This window comes from Maribacter sp. HTCC2170 (genome assembly GCF_000153165.2).
In the GTDB taxonomy this organism is placed as follows: Bacteria; Bacteroidota; Bacteroidia; order Flavobacteriales; family Flavobacteriaceae; genus Maribacter_A.
Window position 1 is genome coordinate 2424067 of record NC_014472.1, and the last position, 18004, is coordinate 2442070.

Consider the following 18004-nt stretch of genomic DNA (forward strand, 5'->3'; position numbering starts at 1 on the left):
ATTGCTATGCAATTAAGTGCTTTTATGTCTTATTTATTGTATTTGTTAACCAAGGTTTAACACATCGCGCATTGAAAATACTCCAGTTTTTCCAATAATCCATTCTGCAGCAACTACGGCGCCAAGGGCAAAACCTTCGCGATTATGGGCAGCGTGTTTAATCTCAATACTATCCACTTTGCTTTCATATTCAACAGTATGGGTACCTGGAACCGCATCAATTCTTTTAGACTCGATTTTAATTTCATTTGCGCCACCTTCATCAAGGCTCCATTTCTTATATTTTGAATTGGCAATGACGCCTTCTGCTAAAGTAATTGCTGTTCCACTTGGAGCATCCAGTTTCTGGGCATGATGGATTTCTTCCATATTTACTTTATACTGCTCCAGATTTTTCATCATTTTGGCCAAATACTCATTTAATTCAAAAAACATATTAACTCCTAAGCTGTAATTAGAGGCATATATAAATGCCCCTTTTTGCTCAATGCAATAGGCTACGGCGTTGTCATAATTGTCAAGCCAACCTGTTGTACCTGAGATTATTGGAACATTGTTCTTTATACAATGTTTAATATTATCATAAGCCGCTGAAGGCATGCTGAAATCAATCGCAACATCCATAGTTGTAAAGTCAATTTCAGAAGAATCAACATCAATTTTGGCTACTATATTGTGGCCCCTGTCCAAAGCAACTTGTTCAATCATCTTACCCATTTTCCCGTATCCGAACAAGGCTATATTCATAGAACTAAAATTTAATGGTAAAGGCGATCCCGTAGTCAGGATTATTGGTTATTGGATTTAAATCTAAAAATGGTTTAACGTCCATACTTAAATCTTCATCTATATTGAACTGCTTTAGATGAGCATCAACATTAGCATCAATAATGTTTAGTGCGTACATGGCTATCGTTATTACCAATGCCAAGTCCCGATCAGTTTGATAACGCTCTTGCTGCTTTTCCAAATCACCCATATCTAAATCTGGATCTTCGCCGACCGCATTGTCCCCGTTAATATCATAAAATTCATCATCCGTGAATCCTGCCTGTCTTCTTTTAAAAGCTGTTCTGAAACGATCGTAAAGATCATCATTATAGGTGTAGGCATAAACCCCAGTTCCTATTACAGCATATACTATTGGCACTTTCCAGTACCGTTTGTTGTAAACTTGCCCAAGTCCAGGTAAAACAGCTGAATAGAATGCTGCCTTACTGGGAGCCAAAGGGTTCATAACTTTCCTTTTTGTAAATACGGAATCCTGGATAACAATACCCTCTTGATTTAAAACCATTTTTAAGGAGTCCTTCGCGGTTGGAGTTGAATCTTTGTCCTGCGCAAAAGAAATGCACATAAACAAAAAGGAACATACAAATGTTGTGAGGGTCTTATTCACCTACAATCATTTTTTTAATACGTTGGAATTCCTCTTCGGAATTAAAAGGAATCGTAATCTTGCCTTTGCCCTTTTCAGAAGCGTTTACAGCAACCTTTGTAGAGAGATGTTCGGTTAATTCCTTAGAAGCCTTTTTGGCAAAAACAGGTAAAACCGCAATTTTTCTAACTTCCTTCGAGTTTGTACCGCCTTCATGATATGCCTTAACGGCACGCTCGGTTTCACGAACAGAAAGACTTTCACCAATTATTTTCTCATAGAGCGAAATTTGATCTTCTTTCTTCTCAATGTTCACCAAGGTTCTCCCATGACCCATACTTACGAAGCCATCGCGTATACCTGTTTGTATTATTGGATCTAGTCGCAATAAACGCATATAGTTGGTGATCGTAGATCTTTTCTTACCAACACGTTCACTTAATTTTTCTTGGGTAAGTTGAATTTCATCAATGAGTCTTTGATAAGAAAGTGCTATTTCAATTGGGTCTAGGTCTTGACGTTGAATATTTTCTACCAAGGCCATTTCCAAAGACTCTTGGTCATTGGCGATTCGTATATATGCAGGAATGGTTTTAAGTCCAATCAACTTGGAAGCCCTAAAACGTCTTTCCCCTGAAACAAGTTGATATTTGTTGAAGTCTAACTTACGTACCGTAATAGGTTGAATAACTCCAAGTTCCCGAATAGAGGTTGCAAGTTCTTGCAACGCTTCATCATTAAAATTGGAGCGGGGTTGAAAAGGATTTACCTCAATTGCATCAACATCCAATTCCACTATATTGCCTACAACCTTGTCCGCATTCTTGTCAGATGCAGACTTAATATCATTTTCAGGATCTTTCAACAGGGCTGATAACCCTCTGCCCAGTGCCTGTTTTTTTGTTGCTTTCGCCATTTATACGGTCTCCTTGTTTTTTTTCAATAGTTCATTTGCCATATTCAGGTAGTTGGAAGCGCCTTTACTGCTTGCATCATATTTGATGATGCTTTCCCCATAACTTGGTGCCTCACTCAAACGAACGTTGCGCTGTATTATGGTTTCGAATACCATATCGGCAAAGTGCTTGCGAACCTCCTCAACAACCTGATTTGAAAGACGTAACCTTGAATCGAACATAGTCAATAAAAGTCCCTCTATGTCCAAATCCGGATTATGTATTTTCTGAACACTTTTAATTGTGTTTAAAAGTTTGCCCAGCCCTTCCAAAGCAAAATACTCACATTGAATGGGAATAATCACAGAATCGGCTGCTGTTAGTGCATTTAAGGTCAATAACCCCAATGAAGGTGCACAATCTATGAGAATAAAATCATAGTGGTTTTTAAGGTCCAAAATGGCCTTTTTCATCATGTATTCCCTTTCATCCTTATCAACCAATTCAATCTCAATAGCAACAAGGTCTATATGTGATGGTATCAAATCCAAATTTGGTGAATCTGTTGGTATGATAGTCTCTTTAGCAGTTTTTGTATGTTCCAACAACTGGTAAGTACCATTCTCTACACCTTCAACATCAATTCCCAATCCAGAGGTCGCATTAGCCTGGGGGTCGGCATCAATGAGAAGTACTTTTTTTTCCAGAACACCTAACGAGGCAGCTAGGTTAACGGTTGTTGTGGTTTTACCCACTCCACCTTTCTGATTTGCAATAGCAATTATCTTGCCCATAATTGTAGTAAGTTAGGGGTTAAAAATACAATTATTTATGGCGTTAGAAAATGTATTTTGTTAACACAAAGTGAATAACTACGGTGCTATGCGTTAAATTGAGTTAAAGTTGTATAACTAAACTCCCTATCATGATTTCTTTTGATTTTTGTTGCTCATTCTTTTTGCAATCGCTTTTTTTCGAACTCCTCGGCTAATCGTTTGGGAACTATTGGTTCCAAGAGTGTTTTTCGGGCTTTTGTCTTTAAGAAGGGATAAATCTGAATCTCTTCTTTCATACCGTCCATTTGGTTAAGATACTTATTGCTTCCTACTAATATTTTTTCTTTTTTGTTGAACTGTATTTGTTCTTTTTTTGCAGAATCCTTTATTTTTTTCTGGATATTATGTGCTTTCAGTTGTTTTAGAAACCCTCCACCGGCCTCAATACTTTTAAATATGGTCAAAGCCTTTTCAGCCATTTGTTCTGTCAGGCTTTCAATATAATATGAACCGTCAGATGGGTTGCTTACTTTTTTAAGATAAGCTTCTTCCTTTATGATCAATAACTGGTTGAGACTTATTCTTTCAGAAAATTCATTGTCCTTACTAAAAACTGCATCATAAGTTTTGGAATGAATCGTATTCGCCCCTCCCAGAACGCCCGACATATATTCGGTCGTAGTTCTTAGCATATTAACATATGGATCATAAAGTGTTTTGTTCCTCGTGGTAGGGGTTGCTACAATATGGCAATCTGTATCTAGGTCATATTTGGCAGATAGTGTCTTCCAAAGTACTCGTAACGCTCTTAGTTTTGCAATTTCAAAGAAATAGTTTGAGTCAATTGAAACCTTAAAAGTGATATCAAAAATGGGTGTTAGGCTGTTTTTTTTAGCAAAAAAAAGATACTCATTAGCATGTGCCAAGGCATAAGCCAATTGTTGTACCCGGTTCGCTCCAGCATTTTGATAGAGTGATACGTCAACACTCAAAGATTTGATTCCGACTGCGGTCAAATCATCTTTCAAAATTTTGGTAAGGATTTCGTGGTCCCTATTCAAATTATGAAACCAATTGCCATTGCGGGCCAAGTTCCCAATTATGTCAATATTTAAAGTGATATTCGCCTTTTTAGTGCCAACATACCTCTTTATTTGTTGAATATAATCATGGGACAAAAATTGCATTTCAAAATGAATACTGGCTGAGGCCAACTCAATACCGTGTAATAAAATGTCAATTTTGATTTTCTCCGATGGAATCAGGAATACTATACTGTCAGCGCCTCGCCCCAATGCTTTTAGTGCCTTTTTATTAGCTGGTTTTTCATTGCCGACATATATATGTTGTCCTACCTTACATTGAGGAATCGAGCTTGTTTCGGCAAGATTTTTTCCTTGAAGGTCGTCTTGGTGATAAAAAGGTTTTACTGAAATATTTTCTGGAGAATCCCAAATCAAAGTTTTGTTGTAATCGGCACCTTTCAGGTCAAACTGAATACGTTGTTTCCATGCCTTTGAGGAAGTAGGGTCAAACTCTTCGAACAAATCATTATTCTCCATGTTTTTTGTTCTTTAGACTATCCTCGTACTCGATTAAATAAATCTCTTCGTTCTTCTTCTTAAGGTAATATTGCTCCCTAGCAAATTTTTCCAATTCACTGGTGTCAGATAACTTTTCGATTATCTTTTTATCCTTTTCAATTTCATTGTGCAAAAATTCTTGGGTTTTTTCAAGATTTTTGATTTCTTTTTTCAACTCTTTATGAATGAGAAAAGAGTTTGTGTCAAAGAACAGCATCCAAACAACAAAAGCGGTTAACACCAATACATAAATATTGGTAAGAATGGAAAACCATTTTTTCTTTTTAAGTTTTTTTAAGCTCATATTCCTTTAAGAAATTTTTTCTGCAATTATGGTACGTACAATATCTACGGCCACAGTATTGTATTTATTATTAGGGATTATAATATCCGCATATTCCTTGGTTGGCTCTATGAACTGGTCGTGCATTGGCTTTAGGGTTGATTGATATTTGTTTATGGTCTCATCAAGTTCCCACCCTCGTTCATTTACATCTCTTTTCAATCTTCTGATCAATCGCTCATCAGAATCGGCATGTACATATATTTTAATATCGAACATGTCCCTTATTTTTGGATGGGTCAGAATCAAAATCCCTTCAACGATCATAACCTTACGGGCATGTGTGGGTATGGTCTTGTCTGTTCTATTGCATTCAATAAAAGAGTAGACAGGCTGCTGAATAGATTTGCCTGATTTCAAAGTGATTAAATGCTTTTCGAGTAAATCAAAATCTATAGATTGCGGATGATCGAAATTGGTTTTTTTTCTTTCAACTATTGATAAATGGGATAAATCGTTGTAATACGAGTCCTGTGAAATGACTCCTACTTCCTCTGCAGGCAACTCGTTGATGATTTGATTTACCACCGTGGTTTTTCCACATCCTGTGCCCCCTGCAATCCCTATAATCAACATACTTTATTAATTTGATTCAAAAATAATGATTTGGTATGAAACCTTATTGTTTTTGTCTAAAGCTTGCTCCAAAACCGAAGCATTATTTTAGCTTGTCAGATTATTGATTTTTTGCATCCAATTATTTCAATTAAAACATACTGATATCAAATTGTTATGGATTTCACGTTTATATGATTAAATTTTCTATAACTTTTAGAAGCAATTGTTGGGTAGATATGAACTATAACGATTTCGTTTGTCACATATAGAAAAAAGGGGCATTTAGCTACTTTTACCTTCATTCATTTTATAACATAATATGACATCTGTCATGTATTTCAGGTCTAATACATAGTAATTTTGCCCAATAAATCAATTGAACAGAAAACAGAAAAAAATTCAGAAGCATTTATACTAAATATCAGAAAATTTTATAACCATGAACATATCTCATATTGAACATATTGGAATAGCAGTAGAAAATCTAGAAGAGTCAATCAAGTATTACGAAGGGGTACTTGGATTAAAATGCTACGCTATTGAAGAGGTTGTTGATCAGAAAGTGAAAACAGCCTTTTTTTTAGTAGGCTCAACTAAGATAGAATTATTAGAGAGCACCTCTCCTGATGGTCCTATTGGTAAGTTTATTGAGAAAAAAGGCCCGGGAATGCATCACATGGCGTTTGCTGTGAAAGATACCGATGAAGCTTTGAAAACTGCTGAGGAAAGAGGGGTTAGACTTATTGACAAGGTCTCGCGAAAAGGTGCTGAAGGATTAGAAATTGGGTTTCTTCACCCAAAATCAACCAATGGTGTATTGACCGAACTTTGTTCAAAGAAGGAATAATAAGCTTAAAACAACATAAACAAGAATTAGTTAATCCAAGGGAATAATGGCAAATCAAGAAAAAATCAATGAACTCATTGAGAAAAGGGCCAAGGCAAGATTAGGTGGTGGTGAAAAGCGGATAGATTCGCAACATGCGAAAGGTAAATTAACCGCACGAGAGAGGATAGATCTTTTACTGGATGAGGATAGTTTTGAGGAGTTTGATATGTTCGTTACACATAGAACAAAATCATTCGGATTAGACAAACAAAGGTTTTTATCTGATGGTGTGATAACGGGGCATGGAACTATAGATGGTAGAATTGTATATGTATTCTCCCAAGATTTTACGGTTTTCGGAGGGTCTTTATCCGAGACCTACGCACTAAAAATCTGTAAGATCATGGATATGGCCATGAAAGTTGGTGTTCCTGTAATAGGCCTTAATGATAGTGGTGGTGCCCGTATTCAAGAAGGGGTAAGATCATTGGCAGGTTATGCTGAGATTTTCCAGAGAAACATAATGGCTTCAGGTGTAATTCCGCAAATATCGTCCATTTTAGGACCTTGTGCGGGTGGTGCTGTTTATTCACCAGCATTGACCGATTTTACCATAATGACAGATCAAACCAGCTATATGTTCGTAACAGGACCTAAGGTGGTAAAAAGTGTTACCGGTGAGGTTGTTACAGCCGAACAATTGGGAGGGGCAAAAATACACTCAACCAAGTCTGGTGTTTCCCATTTCTTGGCAGAAACCGATGAGGAAAATATAATGTTGATAAGGAAATTAATGAGTTATCTTCCTTCAAACAATCTAGAAGATCCTCCTGCTATTGTATGTGATGATCCTATTGATAGGCTCGAAGACTCTTTAAATGAAATCATTCCTGAAAACCCGAATCAACCTTACGATATAGTTGATGTTATTTCAACAATAGTTGACCACGGTGAGTTTACCGAGGTGCACAGGAATTATGCCAGAAATATTGCTGTAGGATTTGCTAGATTCAATGGCAGGTCAGTAGGGATTGTTGCAAATCAGCCTAAATATTATGCCGGTGTCCTTGATATTGAAGCATCCCGAAAAGCTGCTCGTTTTGTGAGGTTCTGTGATGCATTTAATATTCCAGTTGTTACATTGGTAGATGTACCTGGTTTCTTACCGGGAACAGGTCAAGAGTATGGCGGTATTATTCTACATGGTGCGAAACTCTTATTTGCTTATGGCGAAGCTACGGTTCCAAAAGTTACCATAACCTTACGTAAATCTTACGGTGGCGCCCATGATGTTATGAGCTGTAAACAATTAAGGGGTGATTTAAATTATGCATGGCCAACCGCTGAAATTGCTGTGATGGGTGCCAAAGGTGCCGTTGAGGTACTTGAAGGCAGTAATATTAGAAAAATCGAGGATAACGAGGAGAAAAGCAAATATATTGAGAAGAAAGAAGACGAATATACAGCCAAGTTTGCCAATCCTTATGTAGCTGCAAAGTATGGCTTTATCGATGATGTTATAGAACCAAGGAATACGCGTTTTAGAATTATTAGGGCACTTGAGTTACTGTCCAATAAAAAAGAGGTGAATCCTCCTAAGAAACATTCAAATATGCCATTATGATGTTATTGAATATAAGTATGCAAATCGACCAAATTGGCGAGGGGTATGTGATTTTATTATCAGGTCTTTTGATTGTGTTCTGTGCACTATTGACACTTTCTTTATTCTTTAAGTTTGGACTTCCGGTGATGTTATATATCTACAAGGTTATTACCAAAGGAAGGGATAAGAAAATAAAAGATATAAAAATTAATGCTGATAAGAATTTTACAGGTGAGGTAGCAGCAGCAATATCTACTGCGATCCACCTTTATCTCAACGAGCAGCATGATGATGAAAACGCAATATTGACGATAAAACAAGCAAGGAAAATGTATTCTCCATGGAGTTCAAAAATCTATGCGACGCATCATCGAAGACTCTGACAATTAAAAAAATAACAAGGTCAAAAGAAACAATAAGCAAGGGCAATGAAAAATTTCGAATTCAACATACAGAACAATTTTTATAATGTCAAGATCCTTTCCCACGAAGGAAATGTGATAAATCTTGAAGTTAACGGTACTTCATATTCCGTGAAAATGAAGAAAGAAATCAAAAAGACCAAAACACCAACCTTGGTGCGGGCAGCTTCGAAAAGACCTTCAGAGCCTTTGAAGGTTAATCCAAGTTCTTCCAAAACCAAAATAGTAGCACCTATTCCCGGTGTTATTTTATCACTGGATGTTAAGGTAGGGGATACTATAACAGTTGGGGATAGATTAATTGTGCTTGAAGCAATGAAAATGGAAAACAATATAGTTTCTGAAAAAGCAGGTACGGTTACCGCGGTGAATGTCAGCGTTGGTCAACAAGTTTTGCAAAACGAGATAATGATAGAATTGGAATAGAAATGGCCATGTTATAGTCTTACTGTTTTATCATTACCAGTAGCACAATAACCTGCAAAAAATTAAAAATGAAGAAACTACTTTTAATATTCGGTATTCTATCACTGTTGGTTTTTATTCGACCCGTTCTTGGTTTTAATAAAGACACAGATAAAAAAGAAAGTATAACATTGGTTGAAAATCAAGTTGACAGCCAAGAAGAAGGTATATATACTGATGCTTTTCAGGGAATACAGCAGTTTTATAACTATACAGGATTTGCCAATGCCACTTGGGGTCATATTTTAATGATTTTGATAGGTATTATTTTTATTTATCTAGGTATAAAATTTGATTACGAACCTCTTCTATTAATACCTATAGGTGTAGGAGTCATTATTGGTAACATACCATTTGTAGCCGGTAACCAAACAGGGATTTATGAAACAGGTTCTGTATTGAATTACCTTTATTTTGGTGTTGTAAAAGGAGTTTATCCTCCTTTGATTTTCTTAGGCATTGGTGCAATGACTGATTTCTCTTCTTTGATCGCCAATCCCAAATTAATGTTATTGGGAGCTGCAGCGCAGATCGGTGTTTTTGCTACTTTCCTGGGAGCTCTTTATTTGGGGTTTGCACTGCCTGAAGCAGGTGCAATAGGAATTATTGGTGGTGCCGATGGGCCTACAGCTATATTCCTTTCTTCAAAACTTGCGAATGGGATAAATTTATTGCCTGATGGTACAACGGTCAAAAATCTTATTGGGCCAATTGCCATTGCAGCATATTCATATATGGCCCTGGTACCAGTGATTCAGCCACCATTGATGCGACTATTGGTGTCCAAAGAAGACAGGAAAATAAAAATGAAGCCACCAAGGGCAGTATCACAAAAGGAAAAAATGATTTTCCCTGTGGTTGCCTTATTATTAACTACGTTTATATCCCCAAGTGCATTACCACTATTAGGAATGTTGTTCTTTGGTAATTTACTTAAGGAATCAGGAAGAACAGAACGTTTGGCTGAAACTGCACGAACAAAGCTTATTGATATTGTTACCATTCTTTTAGGTGTAACAGTTGGGGCATCTACCCAAGCGGATATTTTTATAACCAAAGACTCGATGATGATTTTTGGGCTGGGAGCAGTCTCATTTGTAATTGCGACAATAGGAGGTTTATTATTCGCCAAGTTTATGAATCTATTCTTAAAAGGGGATGATAAGATAAATCCTCTTATTGGTGCTTCCGGTGTTTCTGCTGTGCCCGATAGTGCTCGAGTGGTTCATGCAGAGGCATTAAAATCAGATCCAAACAATTATTTGTTGATGCACGCGATGGCTCCCAATGTTTCGGGGGTTATTGGATCGGCGATAGCAGCAGGTATATTATTAAGTTTTTTAGCATAGTTAAACAGCCATTTATAGGATATAAAATCATAAATCAATGAAAATTCCAAATTTAAAGACAGCTCAAGAAGCGGTCAAACTTATAGAATCAGGAAATAGGGTGCTAATTCAAGGAGGTTCGGCAACTCCGCAAGCTTTGGTAAAAGCAATGGTGGAGCGCGCTCCAGAATTACGAGATGTCGAGATAGTTCATTTGCACACTGAAGGTGAGTGTGGTTATACTTCACCGGAGGTTAGGGATAGTTTCAAGACCAACGCATTCTTCATAGGAGGGAATATCAGAAAAAGGATAGGTGACACTGCGGATTATATCCCAATTTTTTTAAGTGATATCCCTAGCTTGTTCAGACAGGGTTATATGGATATTGATGTGGTATTAGTCAATGTTTCCCCTCCCGATAAACATGGTTTTTGTTCTTTAGGTGTATCTGTTGATATTGTCATCTCGGCAATTGAACAAGGCAAAAAGGTAATTGCTCAAATTAACCCAAGAATGCCAAGAACTTTTGGTGATGCATTGGTCCACTTAAACAATTTTGACGCCTGTGTTCCCGTAGTTGAGGAAATTCATGAAATGAAGTTAGCGGCGCCATCAGAAGAAGAGGTGCTTATTGGAAGAAATATTGCCGAAATCATTGAAGACGGTGCTACATTGCAAATGGGAATTGGTGGTATCCCTAACGCAGTATTAAGTTTCATGGGCAATCATAAAAACCTTGGTGTGCATACTGAAATGTTTTCAGAGGGTATTGTAGACCTTGTTGAAAAAGATATTGTAAATGGCTCGCAAAAGAAATTGAATCCTTATAAAATAGTATCTGGTTTCGCAATGGGGTCTCGTAGACTTTATGATTTTATGGATGACAATCCAGAAATAGAAATGAAGGATATTGCTTATGTAAATGACACGGCCGTTATTCGCCAAAATCCAAAAGTTACCGCTATCAACTCGGCTATCGAGATTGATTTTACAGGTCAAGTTTGCGCTGATTCTATTGGTACCAGAATGTTCTCTGGTGTAGGAGGTCAAATGGACTTTATGCGAGGTGCTGCTTTGTCTGATGGAGGTAAGCCAATAATAGCAATAACTTCTACTACGGCGAAGGGTGTTTCTAAAATTGTGCCAATGTTAAAACAAGGTGCTGGCGTGGTAACAACTAGGGCTCATGCACGTTATGTGGCCACTGAATATGGTATAGCAGAATTATTTGGAAGAAACCTGAAAGATCGTGCGCGTGCATTACGGGATATTGCCCATCCTGATCATAGAGAAGAACTTGATAAATCTATATTCGAAAGGTTCGGAAGTAGTTTAGCGGTTCATTAATTTTGTATTGATATAAGAAATATAGTATATAAGAATATCACATTTAATAAAACGTATTATGAACGATTCAGGTAAAGCACTTTTTTCAGAATTCAGTCCTGTTGATAAGAAGGAATGGTTGGAAAAAGTGGGCATTGATTTAAAAGGTGCTGATTTTGACAAAAAACTGGTTTGGAAAAACCTGAACAAAATTAAGGTCCCACCCTTTTATAATGCTCAGGATAAGATTGAAGGTGTGGTTAACACTGGTGAAAACTCCCAGACATTGGCAAACTATCGAGAAATCAATGTCGAAAATGTTGAAAAAGCCAATATTTTGGCATTAAAAGCAATAAAGGAAGGTATAAACGGACTTCTTTTCAATGTTGATAGTGAAGTTGAGGTTAGTGCCCTTTTAGCGGACATACAACTTGATAAAGTTTCAGTTTCATTCAATCTAAAAGCAAATGAAATTGGATTTGCTTCTGCGTTTTTCGATTTTGTGGAAAATCAAGAAACTCTTAAAAAAGATCTAGCAGGTTATATCGATATCAACCTAATTTCAGGTTATGTAACCTCAGGTTCATTGACAGATAAAGATTTAACAAATGCTGCCCAACTAATAAAACTTTCCAAGCCATACCCAAATTATAAAGGGTTGACAATTTCGGGAAGTGAATATCTAGATTCTGGTGCTAATCAGGCACAAGAAGCGGGGTACACCCTAAGTTCTTTGGTTTATGTAATAAATGAATTAAAGGAGTTAGGAATATCTGGGAAAGAGGTATTTGATTCTGTCAATTTTAAATTGGCAATAGGCTCTGAGTATTTTATTGAGATAGGTAAGTTTAGGGCATTCAATAGTTTGTTAAATGAGATTGCCGGCAAATACGATGTAAAAACCCTAAATCATTCAATGCTGGCGAAAACTTCTATTTGGAGCAAATCAGTTACAGATCCTCATACAAACCTGCTTAGGGCTACCACAGAGGCAATGTCGGCCATTTTAGGTAATGTTGACGCTGTTCTGATTGATGCATATGATAAAGAGTTTAGTGAATCTTCTGATTTTTCAAGTAGAATTGCTGGGAATATATCAACCATTTTAAAAGAGGAGTCATATCTTGGAAAAGTAGCAAATCCAGTTGATGGTTCTTACTATATTGAAGAGGCTGGTGTGCAAATCGCAACAAAAGCACTTGAACTTTTTAAAGGGATTGAAACTAAAGGTGGTTTCTATAAAGCTTTTGAAAGTGAAATCATTCAGCAACAAATAGCGGAAATAAGACAGCAAAAAATAAAGTTGATAAGTCAGCGTAGACTTCCAATGGTTGGGGTGAACAAATACCCTAATTTGATGGAGACTGTTTCTGCGAACCTATTGTCAACAGGTCAGGAAGAAGGGTCTAAGATTTTAAAACCAAGAAGAGCTTCATTGGAAATTGAAGCCATACGTTCCGTTACAGAAAAAATGGTTGAGAATACAGGTGCTAGGCCAATCGTTGAATTAGCAAGTTTTGGTAATTTGACCATGAGAAAAGCCAGAGCAGCATTTGCTTATGATTTTATTGGCGTAAGTGGTTTTGACGTAAGACAAGAAAAGAGTTATTCCTCTGCGGAGGAAGCTGCTGAACAAAGCGCCAAATCAGATTCAAATGTGGTGGTTATCTGTAGTTCTGACCAAGACTATGCTGAGAAGGCTTTGGAATATGTAAAGTCGTTTAGGGCAATTAATAAAGACAAGGTCTTGTTATTAGCTGGAAACCCAATTGACTTAATGCAAGAATTGACTGCATCAGGTCTTGATGGTGTTGTTAATTTAAGATCAGATGTAATTACTACAATATCTGCCGTTCAAAATAAGATTCAGAAAACAATTAAACCCTTAGAAGTATGAGACCCGATTTTTCAGATTTAACGTTAAATAAAACTGCTTCGAAAAAAGCGGTTACTTCAGGGAATGAAGAAGTTTGGAACACACCTGAGGGTATTCCGGTAAAAAAGCATTTTACCAAGGAAGATATTAAAGATGCAGAGCATTTAAATTTTGCTGCAGGCGTGCCTCCTTTTTTAAGAGGGCCATATAGCGCGATGTATGCCATGCGTCCATGGACCATTCGCCAGTATGCAGGTTTTTCAACTGCCGAGGAATCAAATGCATTTTATAGAAGAAACTTGGCCGCAGGTCAAAAAGGACTTTCTGTTGCTTTTGATTTGGCTACGCATAGGGGATATGACTCCGATCACCCAAGGGTAACAGGAGATGTGGGTAAAGCTGGGGTTGCCATTGATTCTATTTTGGATATGGAAATCTTGTTTGATCAGATTCCTTTAGATAAAATGTCGGTCTCAATGACCATGAATGGGGCCGTTTTGCCCATCATGGCATTTTATATTGCAGCCGCCAAAAAACAAGGTGTTTCATTGGATAAACTGAGTGGTACTATTCAAAATGATATTCTTAAAGAATTTATGGTGCGTAATACATACATCTATCCACCAGCACCTTCAATGAAGATTATTGGAGATATTTTTGATTATACGACGCAGAACATGCCAAAATTCAACTCTATCTCGATTAGTGGTTACCATATGCAAGAAGCCGGCGCAACAGCTGATATTGAATTGGCCTATACCCTTGCCGATGGTATGGAGTACATTAGAACCGGTTTAAAATCTGGTTTGAAGATTGATGAATTTGCTCCTAGGCTTTCGTTTTTCTGGGCGGTAGGGATGAACCATTTTATGGAAATTGCGAAAATGCGCGCTGCGCGTATGCTTTGGGCGAAAATCATTAAGCAATTCAATCCTAAGAACCCAAAATCCATGGCTTTGCGTACACATAGTCAAACATCTGGGTGGAGTTTAAGTGAGCAAGATCCTTTTAATAATGTGGCACGTACTTGTGTTGAAGCGATGGCTGCTGCATTAGGAGGTACTCAATCGTTACATACCAATGCATTGGATGAGGCAATAGCCTTACCTACAGATTTCTCCGCTAGGATTGCCCGTAATACTCAGATTTATATTCAGGATGAAACACAGATTACAAAAGCGGTTGATCCTTGGGCTGGATCATATTATGTGGAGTACTTAACTCAAGAGATTGCTAAAAAGGCTTGGGCTCTAATCGAAGAAGTTGAGGAGCTTGGTGGTATGGCTAAAGCTATTGAAACTGGAGTTCCTAAAATGAGAATTGAGGAAGCTTCTGCTCGCAAACAGGCCAGATTAGATTCAGGTCAGGATATTTTAGTTGGAGTCAACAAGTTTAAAACTGACGAAAAATCCAACATCGAGATTCTTGAAGTTGATAATACAGTAGTTCGAGATTCTCAAATTGAACGATTGAATAAATTGCGTGAAAATAGAGACCAATCGGATGTAGAACAAAAACTGGCATTACTTTCTAAATGTGCCGAAACAGGTGAAGGTAATTTATTGGCTTTAGCGGTTGATGCTGCTGAAAATTTTGCTACTTTGGGTGAAATATCAGATGCATTGGAAGTTCATTTTGGACGACATAAAGCGGATACTAAATTGATAAGCGGAGTGTATAGTAAAGAAGTTGATAATGATAGTACATTTGCCAAAGCACAAAAATTGGCAGATAAATTTGCTGAGGTTGAAGGTCGCCGACCAAGGGTGATGATTGCCAAAATGGGTCAAGATGGTCATGATAGGGGGGCTAAAGTAGTTGCTTCCAGTTTTGCCGACCTTGGCTTTGATGTTGATATGGGATCCCTTTTCCAGACACCGGAGGAAGTTGCCAAACAAGCGATTGAAAATGATGTACACTTTGTAGGTGCTTCAAGTTTAGCTGCTGGGCACAAAACCTTGATTCCTCAATTAATAGGTGAATTGGAAAAACTGGGAAGACCAGATATTATGGTTTTTGCCGGTGGTGTTATTCCAGAACAGGATTATAACTATCTGTTGGAAAGAAAGGTAGCAGCCATTTTTGGCCCTGGTACAGTTATTTCTGAATCTGCCATTACCATTATGGAAAAGTATTTAGAACAAGCTTAGAATTGAAAAAAGTGTCCTTAAAAAGGTTGTGTGATATTTATTTCATACAACCTTTTTTAACTTTTCAATTTATTTCTTTAACGAAATACCTGCATTAAAAGCATCAAGAGCCGAAGACACTGTGGCTGCGTTCGAATCTGAAGGTCTATCCCATATAACTCCTGGAGAAATAGAGCCAAGCTTCATGCTGAGTACCCAAATAGACTCAACATTCTTTCGAATGAAGAATTCGTACTCTTTTTTAGGGTGATATTGATTTAGATACATCAAATGCCTCATGAAAACACCTTTGAACTGTTTGGCATCTCCATTACAATTATCAGGCTCACATAGAGATTCAACCAAAATCAGATTCTTATTAGTCATATGATTTAATGTTGCCTCAGCTATGTTTTCAGCACTTTTTAGATAGAATTCCTCACCTGTGATTTTGTGAAGGTTTACAAGACCAGTCAAGACAACTCCCTGATTATATGTCCATACATTTTCGGAAATTGTATCATGTCCATTTATTTTGCGAATACCGTCCAAAATATTTCCGTTTGAATCCAATAAGTTGGAACGTAACATCCATTCCCAAATTGTTGTTGCCCAATTTAAAGCAGTCTTGCCGTTTACATCCTTTGTTCCTGTCAAATGTAACCTAGTGGCCAGAGTCAGGGTTAACCCACTACTTATTGAACCTCTAAGTTCCGTGCCTTTTTTCCAATAAATTCCTCCATCTTGAGACCACCCGGTGGTGATATCCTCAAAAATAATATTGGCCATGTCCAAGTATCGCTGGTCCCCAGTATATTCCCAAGCATCTAGCCATGCAAGTGCCCACCACCCCTCATCATCATAATAATCATTGATGTAATTTTTACATACCCAGGCAGCCTTATCGTTGGAAGCTTCTACTTCAAATTCTTTGGTTTTTTCAAAAATATAGGCCACCATTTCTTTGTAGCTCGCATCTTCTTTTAATCTCGCATTGTTTATTAAAGTCGTTAAAATATTAGCCGCATTCCACCAGGAAGTTGTATCCCAAAGGCCAGTTTCAAGATTATACCAATTCTCTAATTTAACAGTTAATTTTTCTGATCGTTTTGCAATTTGGTTTTGAGCTGAAATTTGAAAGTTTAATCCAATAATTAAGAAAAACAGTAAAGTTGATTTTAGCATCTCTGAAGGGTTTTCATATGGATTTTTTGAACTCTTCAATAATTAGCTGAGCGGCTTTTACCGGAGATATTTTTGAAGATACTATATCACTCTCTAGTGTTGCCAATTGATTGGTTATGTTCTTGGACCCGTAGAAAAGTTGCTTCAACTCTTCATTGATATTATTATACATCCATTGAATTTGTTGCTTGTTCCTATTGGTTTCAAAATACCCATTTTCATCAACCAATTGTTTGTATTTTTCAATCTCGTTCCAGACCGTGTCTATACCAATATTCTTGATGGCCGAAGCTGTACTTACAATGGGGCTCCAACCAGACTCAGAGAGCGGAAATATATGTAAGGCATTTTGGTATTGTCGTCTTGCTATTTCACTTTTCTTGATATTGTCACCATCGGCTTTGTTAATAACCACCATATCTGCCATTTCCATTATTCCTTTTTTTATTCCCTGTAGTTCATCCCCAGCTCCGGAAAGCATTAGTAAAAGGAAAAAATCGGTCATGCCATGAACCGCTGTTTCAGATTGTCCTACACCAACTGTTTCAATCAAAATAACATCGTATCCAGCAGCCTCACACAGTAACATGGTTTCCCCGGTCTTATTTGCTACTCCGCCCAAAGTATCTCCCGTAGCTGATGGTCGTATATATGCATTCTCTAAGTTTGCCAATTCCTCCATTCGTGTCTTATCTCCGAGAATGCTCCCCTTAGAGCGCTGACTACTCGGATCTATAGATAATATACCTACTTTATGTCCTTTCGAGATAAGATGCTTCCCAAACGATTCTATGAAAGTACTTTTACCAACTCCTGGCACCCCTGTAATACCTATTCTAATTGAATTCCCAGAATATGGTAGTATCGCTTGAATGATTTCTTTGGCGAGTATTTTATCACTCTCTAAATTGCTTTCAACAATGGTAATTCCTCTTGACAGAATAACTCTGTCTTCATTGAGAATTCCATCTATGTATTCTTTGGCTGTTAATCTGTTCTTAGGTTTGTAGCTCTTCATTCAGTATTCATAATAATATGAAAGATTCTGTAAACGGGAATCTCATAAACAAAGGTAGTCATAATACAAAAATCAGCATAAATATGTTGTAGTTTAATGGGCGCCAATATCAAAAATGTGATGTATTGCGGTCGAGCTTTTAGAGGTGTATTTCTGTACTGAAATAGCTAATAAACTCTGGGTGAAATATGATAAATTTCATGTTTATTGGTTTTTTTTATAATTAACCTTGTTAGGTTTTATGGGAAGGGATTGTTTTTGGTAAGCAATGGTTTTACCAAATGT

The 18004-nt window shown here is 37.2% G+C and carries 17 protein-coding genes; 8 read left to right on the plus strand and 9 right to left on the minus strand.

The annotated features are described in order from the left end of the window. Positions 1-45 precede the first annotated feature (45 nt). The 7 genes from dapB to udk all read right to left on the minus strand — a co-directional run bounded on the left by dapB (position 46) and on the right by udk (position 5552). On the minus strand, positions 46-747 hold the full coding sequence (dapB, locus tag FB2170_RS10690; protein WP_013306571.1) for a 4-hydroxy-tetrahydrodipicolinate reductase: 702 nt from the start codon (positions 745-747) through the stop codon (positions 46-48). 4 nt (positions 748-751) lie between these two features. Then, positions 752-1357 (minus strand): DUF5683 domain-containing protein, encoded by a 606-nt coding sequence (locus FB2170_RS10695; protein ID WP_013306572.1) that lies wholly within the window; start codon positions 1355-1357, stop codon positions 752-754. A 34-nt stretch (positions 1358-1391) separates the two neighbouring features. Then, positions 1392-2294, minus strand: coding sequence for a ParB/RepB/Spo0J family partition protein (locus FB2170_RS10700; protein WP_013306573.1), 903 nt, complete (start codon positions 2292-2294; stop codon positions 1392-1394). Continuing rightward, on the minus strand, positions 2295-3068 hold the full coding sequence (locus tag FB2170_RS10705; protein ID WP_013306574.1) for a ParA family protein: 774 nt from the start codon (positions 3066-3068) through the stop codon (positions 2295-2297). Positions 3069-3223: 155 nt separating this feature from the next. Further along, the gene (locus FB2170_RS10710) at positions 3224-4612 is read right to left on the minus strand and encodes a methylmalonyl-CoA mutase subunit beta (RefSeq protein ID WP_013306575.1); all 1389 of its coding nucleotides are present in this window, start codon (positions 4610-4612) and stop codon (positions 3224-3226) included. Further along, complete coding sequence (locus FB2170_RS10715; RefSeq protein WP_013306576.1) at positions 4602-4937, minus strand: FtsB family cell division protein; 336 nt, start codon at positions 4935-4937, stop codon at positions 4602-4604. The genes FB2170_RS10710 and FB2170_RS10715 overlap by 11 nt, the downstream gene beginning before the upstream one ends. A 6-nt stretch (positions 4938-4943) precedes the next feature. After that, on the minus strand, positions 4944-5552 hold the full coding sequence (udk, locus tag FB2170_RS10720) for a uridine kinase (protein ID WP_013306577.1): 609 nt from the start codon (positions 5550-5552) through the stop codon (positions 4944-4946). 421 nt (positions 5553-5973) lie between these two features. Between udk and mce the strand changes: the two genes are divergently transcribed. The 8 genes from mce to scpA all read left to right on the plus strand — a co-directional run bounded on the left by mce (position 5974) and on the right by scpA (position 15537). Then, on the plus strand, positions 5974-6381 hold the full coding sequence (gene mce / locus FB2170_RS10725; RefSeq protein ID WP_013306578.1) for a methylmalonyl-CoA epimerase: 408 nt from the start codon (positions 5974-5976) through the stop codon (positions 6379-6381). Between the two features lie 46 nt (positions 6382-6427). Further along, positions 6428-7987, plus strand: coding sequence for an acyl-CoA carboxylase subunit beta (locus FB2170_RS10730; RefSeq protein ID WP_013306579.1), 1560 nt, complete (start codon positions 6428-6430; stop codon positions 7985-7987). Then, positions 7984-8352: an OadG family protein gene (locus tag FB2170_RS10735; RefSeq protein ID WP_013306580.1), complete on the plus strand. Its 369-nt coding sequence runs from the start codon at positions 7984-7986 to the stop codon at positions 8350-8352. The genes FB2170_RS10730 and FB2170_RS10735 overlap by 4 nt, the downstream gene beginning before the upstream one ends. A 45-nt stretch (positions 8353-8397) precedes the next feature. Further along, positions 8398-8817, plus strand: coding sequence for an acetyl-CoA carboxylase biotin carboxyl carrier protein subunit (locus tag FB2170_RS10740; RefSeq protein WP_013306581.1), 420 nt, complete (start codon positions 8398-8400; stop codon positions 8815-8817). A 68-nt stretch (positions 8818-8885) separates the two neighbouring features. Then, on the plus strand, positions 8886-10205 hold the full coding sequence (locus tag FB2170_RS10745) for a sodium ion-translocating decarboxylase subunit beta (RefSeq protein WP_013306582.1): 1320 nt from the start codon (positions 8886-8888) through the stop codon (positions 10203-10205). A gap of 37 nt (positions 10206-10242) precedes the next feature. Further along, positions 10243-11532 (plus strand): acetyl-CoA hydrolase/transferase family protein, encoded by a 1290-nt coding sequence (locus FB2170_RS10750; protein ID WP_013306583.1) that lies wholly within the window; start codon positions 10243-10245, stop codon positions 11530-11532. 58 nt (positions 11533-11590) lie between these two features. Beyond that, a complete protein-coding gene (locus tag FB2170_RS10755; RefSeq protein ID WP_013306584.1) occupies positions 11591-13408 on the plus strand; it encodes a methylmalonyl-CoA mutase family protein in 1818 nt (605 codons plus the stop codon). Further along, positions 13405-15537, plus strand: a complete 2133-nt coding sequence (gene scpA / locus FB2170_RS10760; RefSeq protein ID WP_013306585.1) for a methylmalonyl-CoA mutase — start codon at positions 13405-13407, stop codon at positions 15535-15537. The genes FB2170_RS10755 and scpA overlap by 4 nt, the downstream gene beginning before the upstream one ends. Positions 15538-15606: 69 nt before the next feature. Here the strand turns inward: scpA and FB2170_RS10765 are convergent, their stop codons facing one another. Then, a complete protein-coding gene (locus tag FB2170_RS10765) occupies positions 15607-16701 on the minus strand; it encodes a glycoside hydrolase family 76 protein (RefSeq protein WP_041632806.1) in 1095 nt (364 codons plus the stop codon). A gap of 13 nt (positions 16702-16714) precedes the next feature. Beyond that, positions 16715-17719 carry a methylmalonyl Co-A mutase-associated GTPase MeaB gene (gene meaB / locus FB2170_RS10770; protein ID WP_013306587.1) on the minus strand — a complete coding sequence of 335 codons (1005 nt, stop codon included), beginning with the start codon at positions 17717-17719 and terminating at the stop codon, positions 16715-16717. Positions 17720-18004 lie beyond the last annotated feature (285 nt).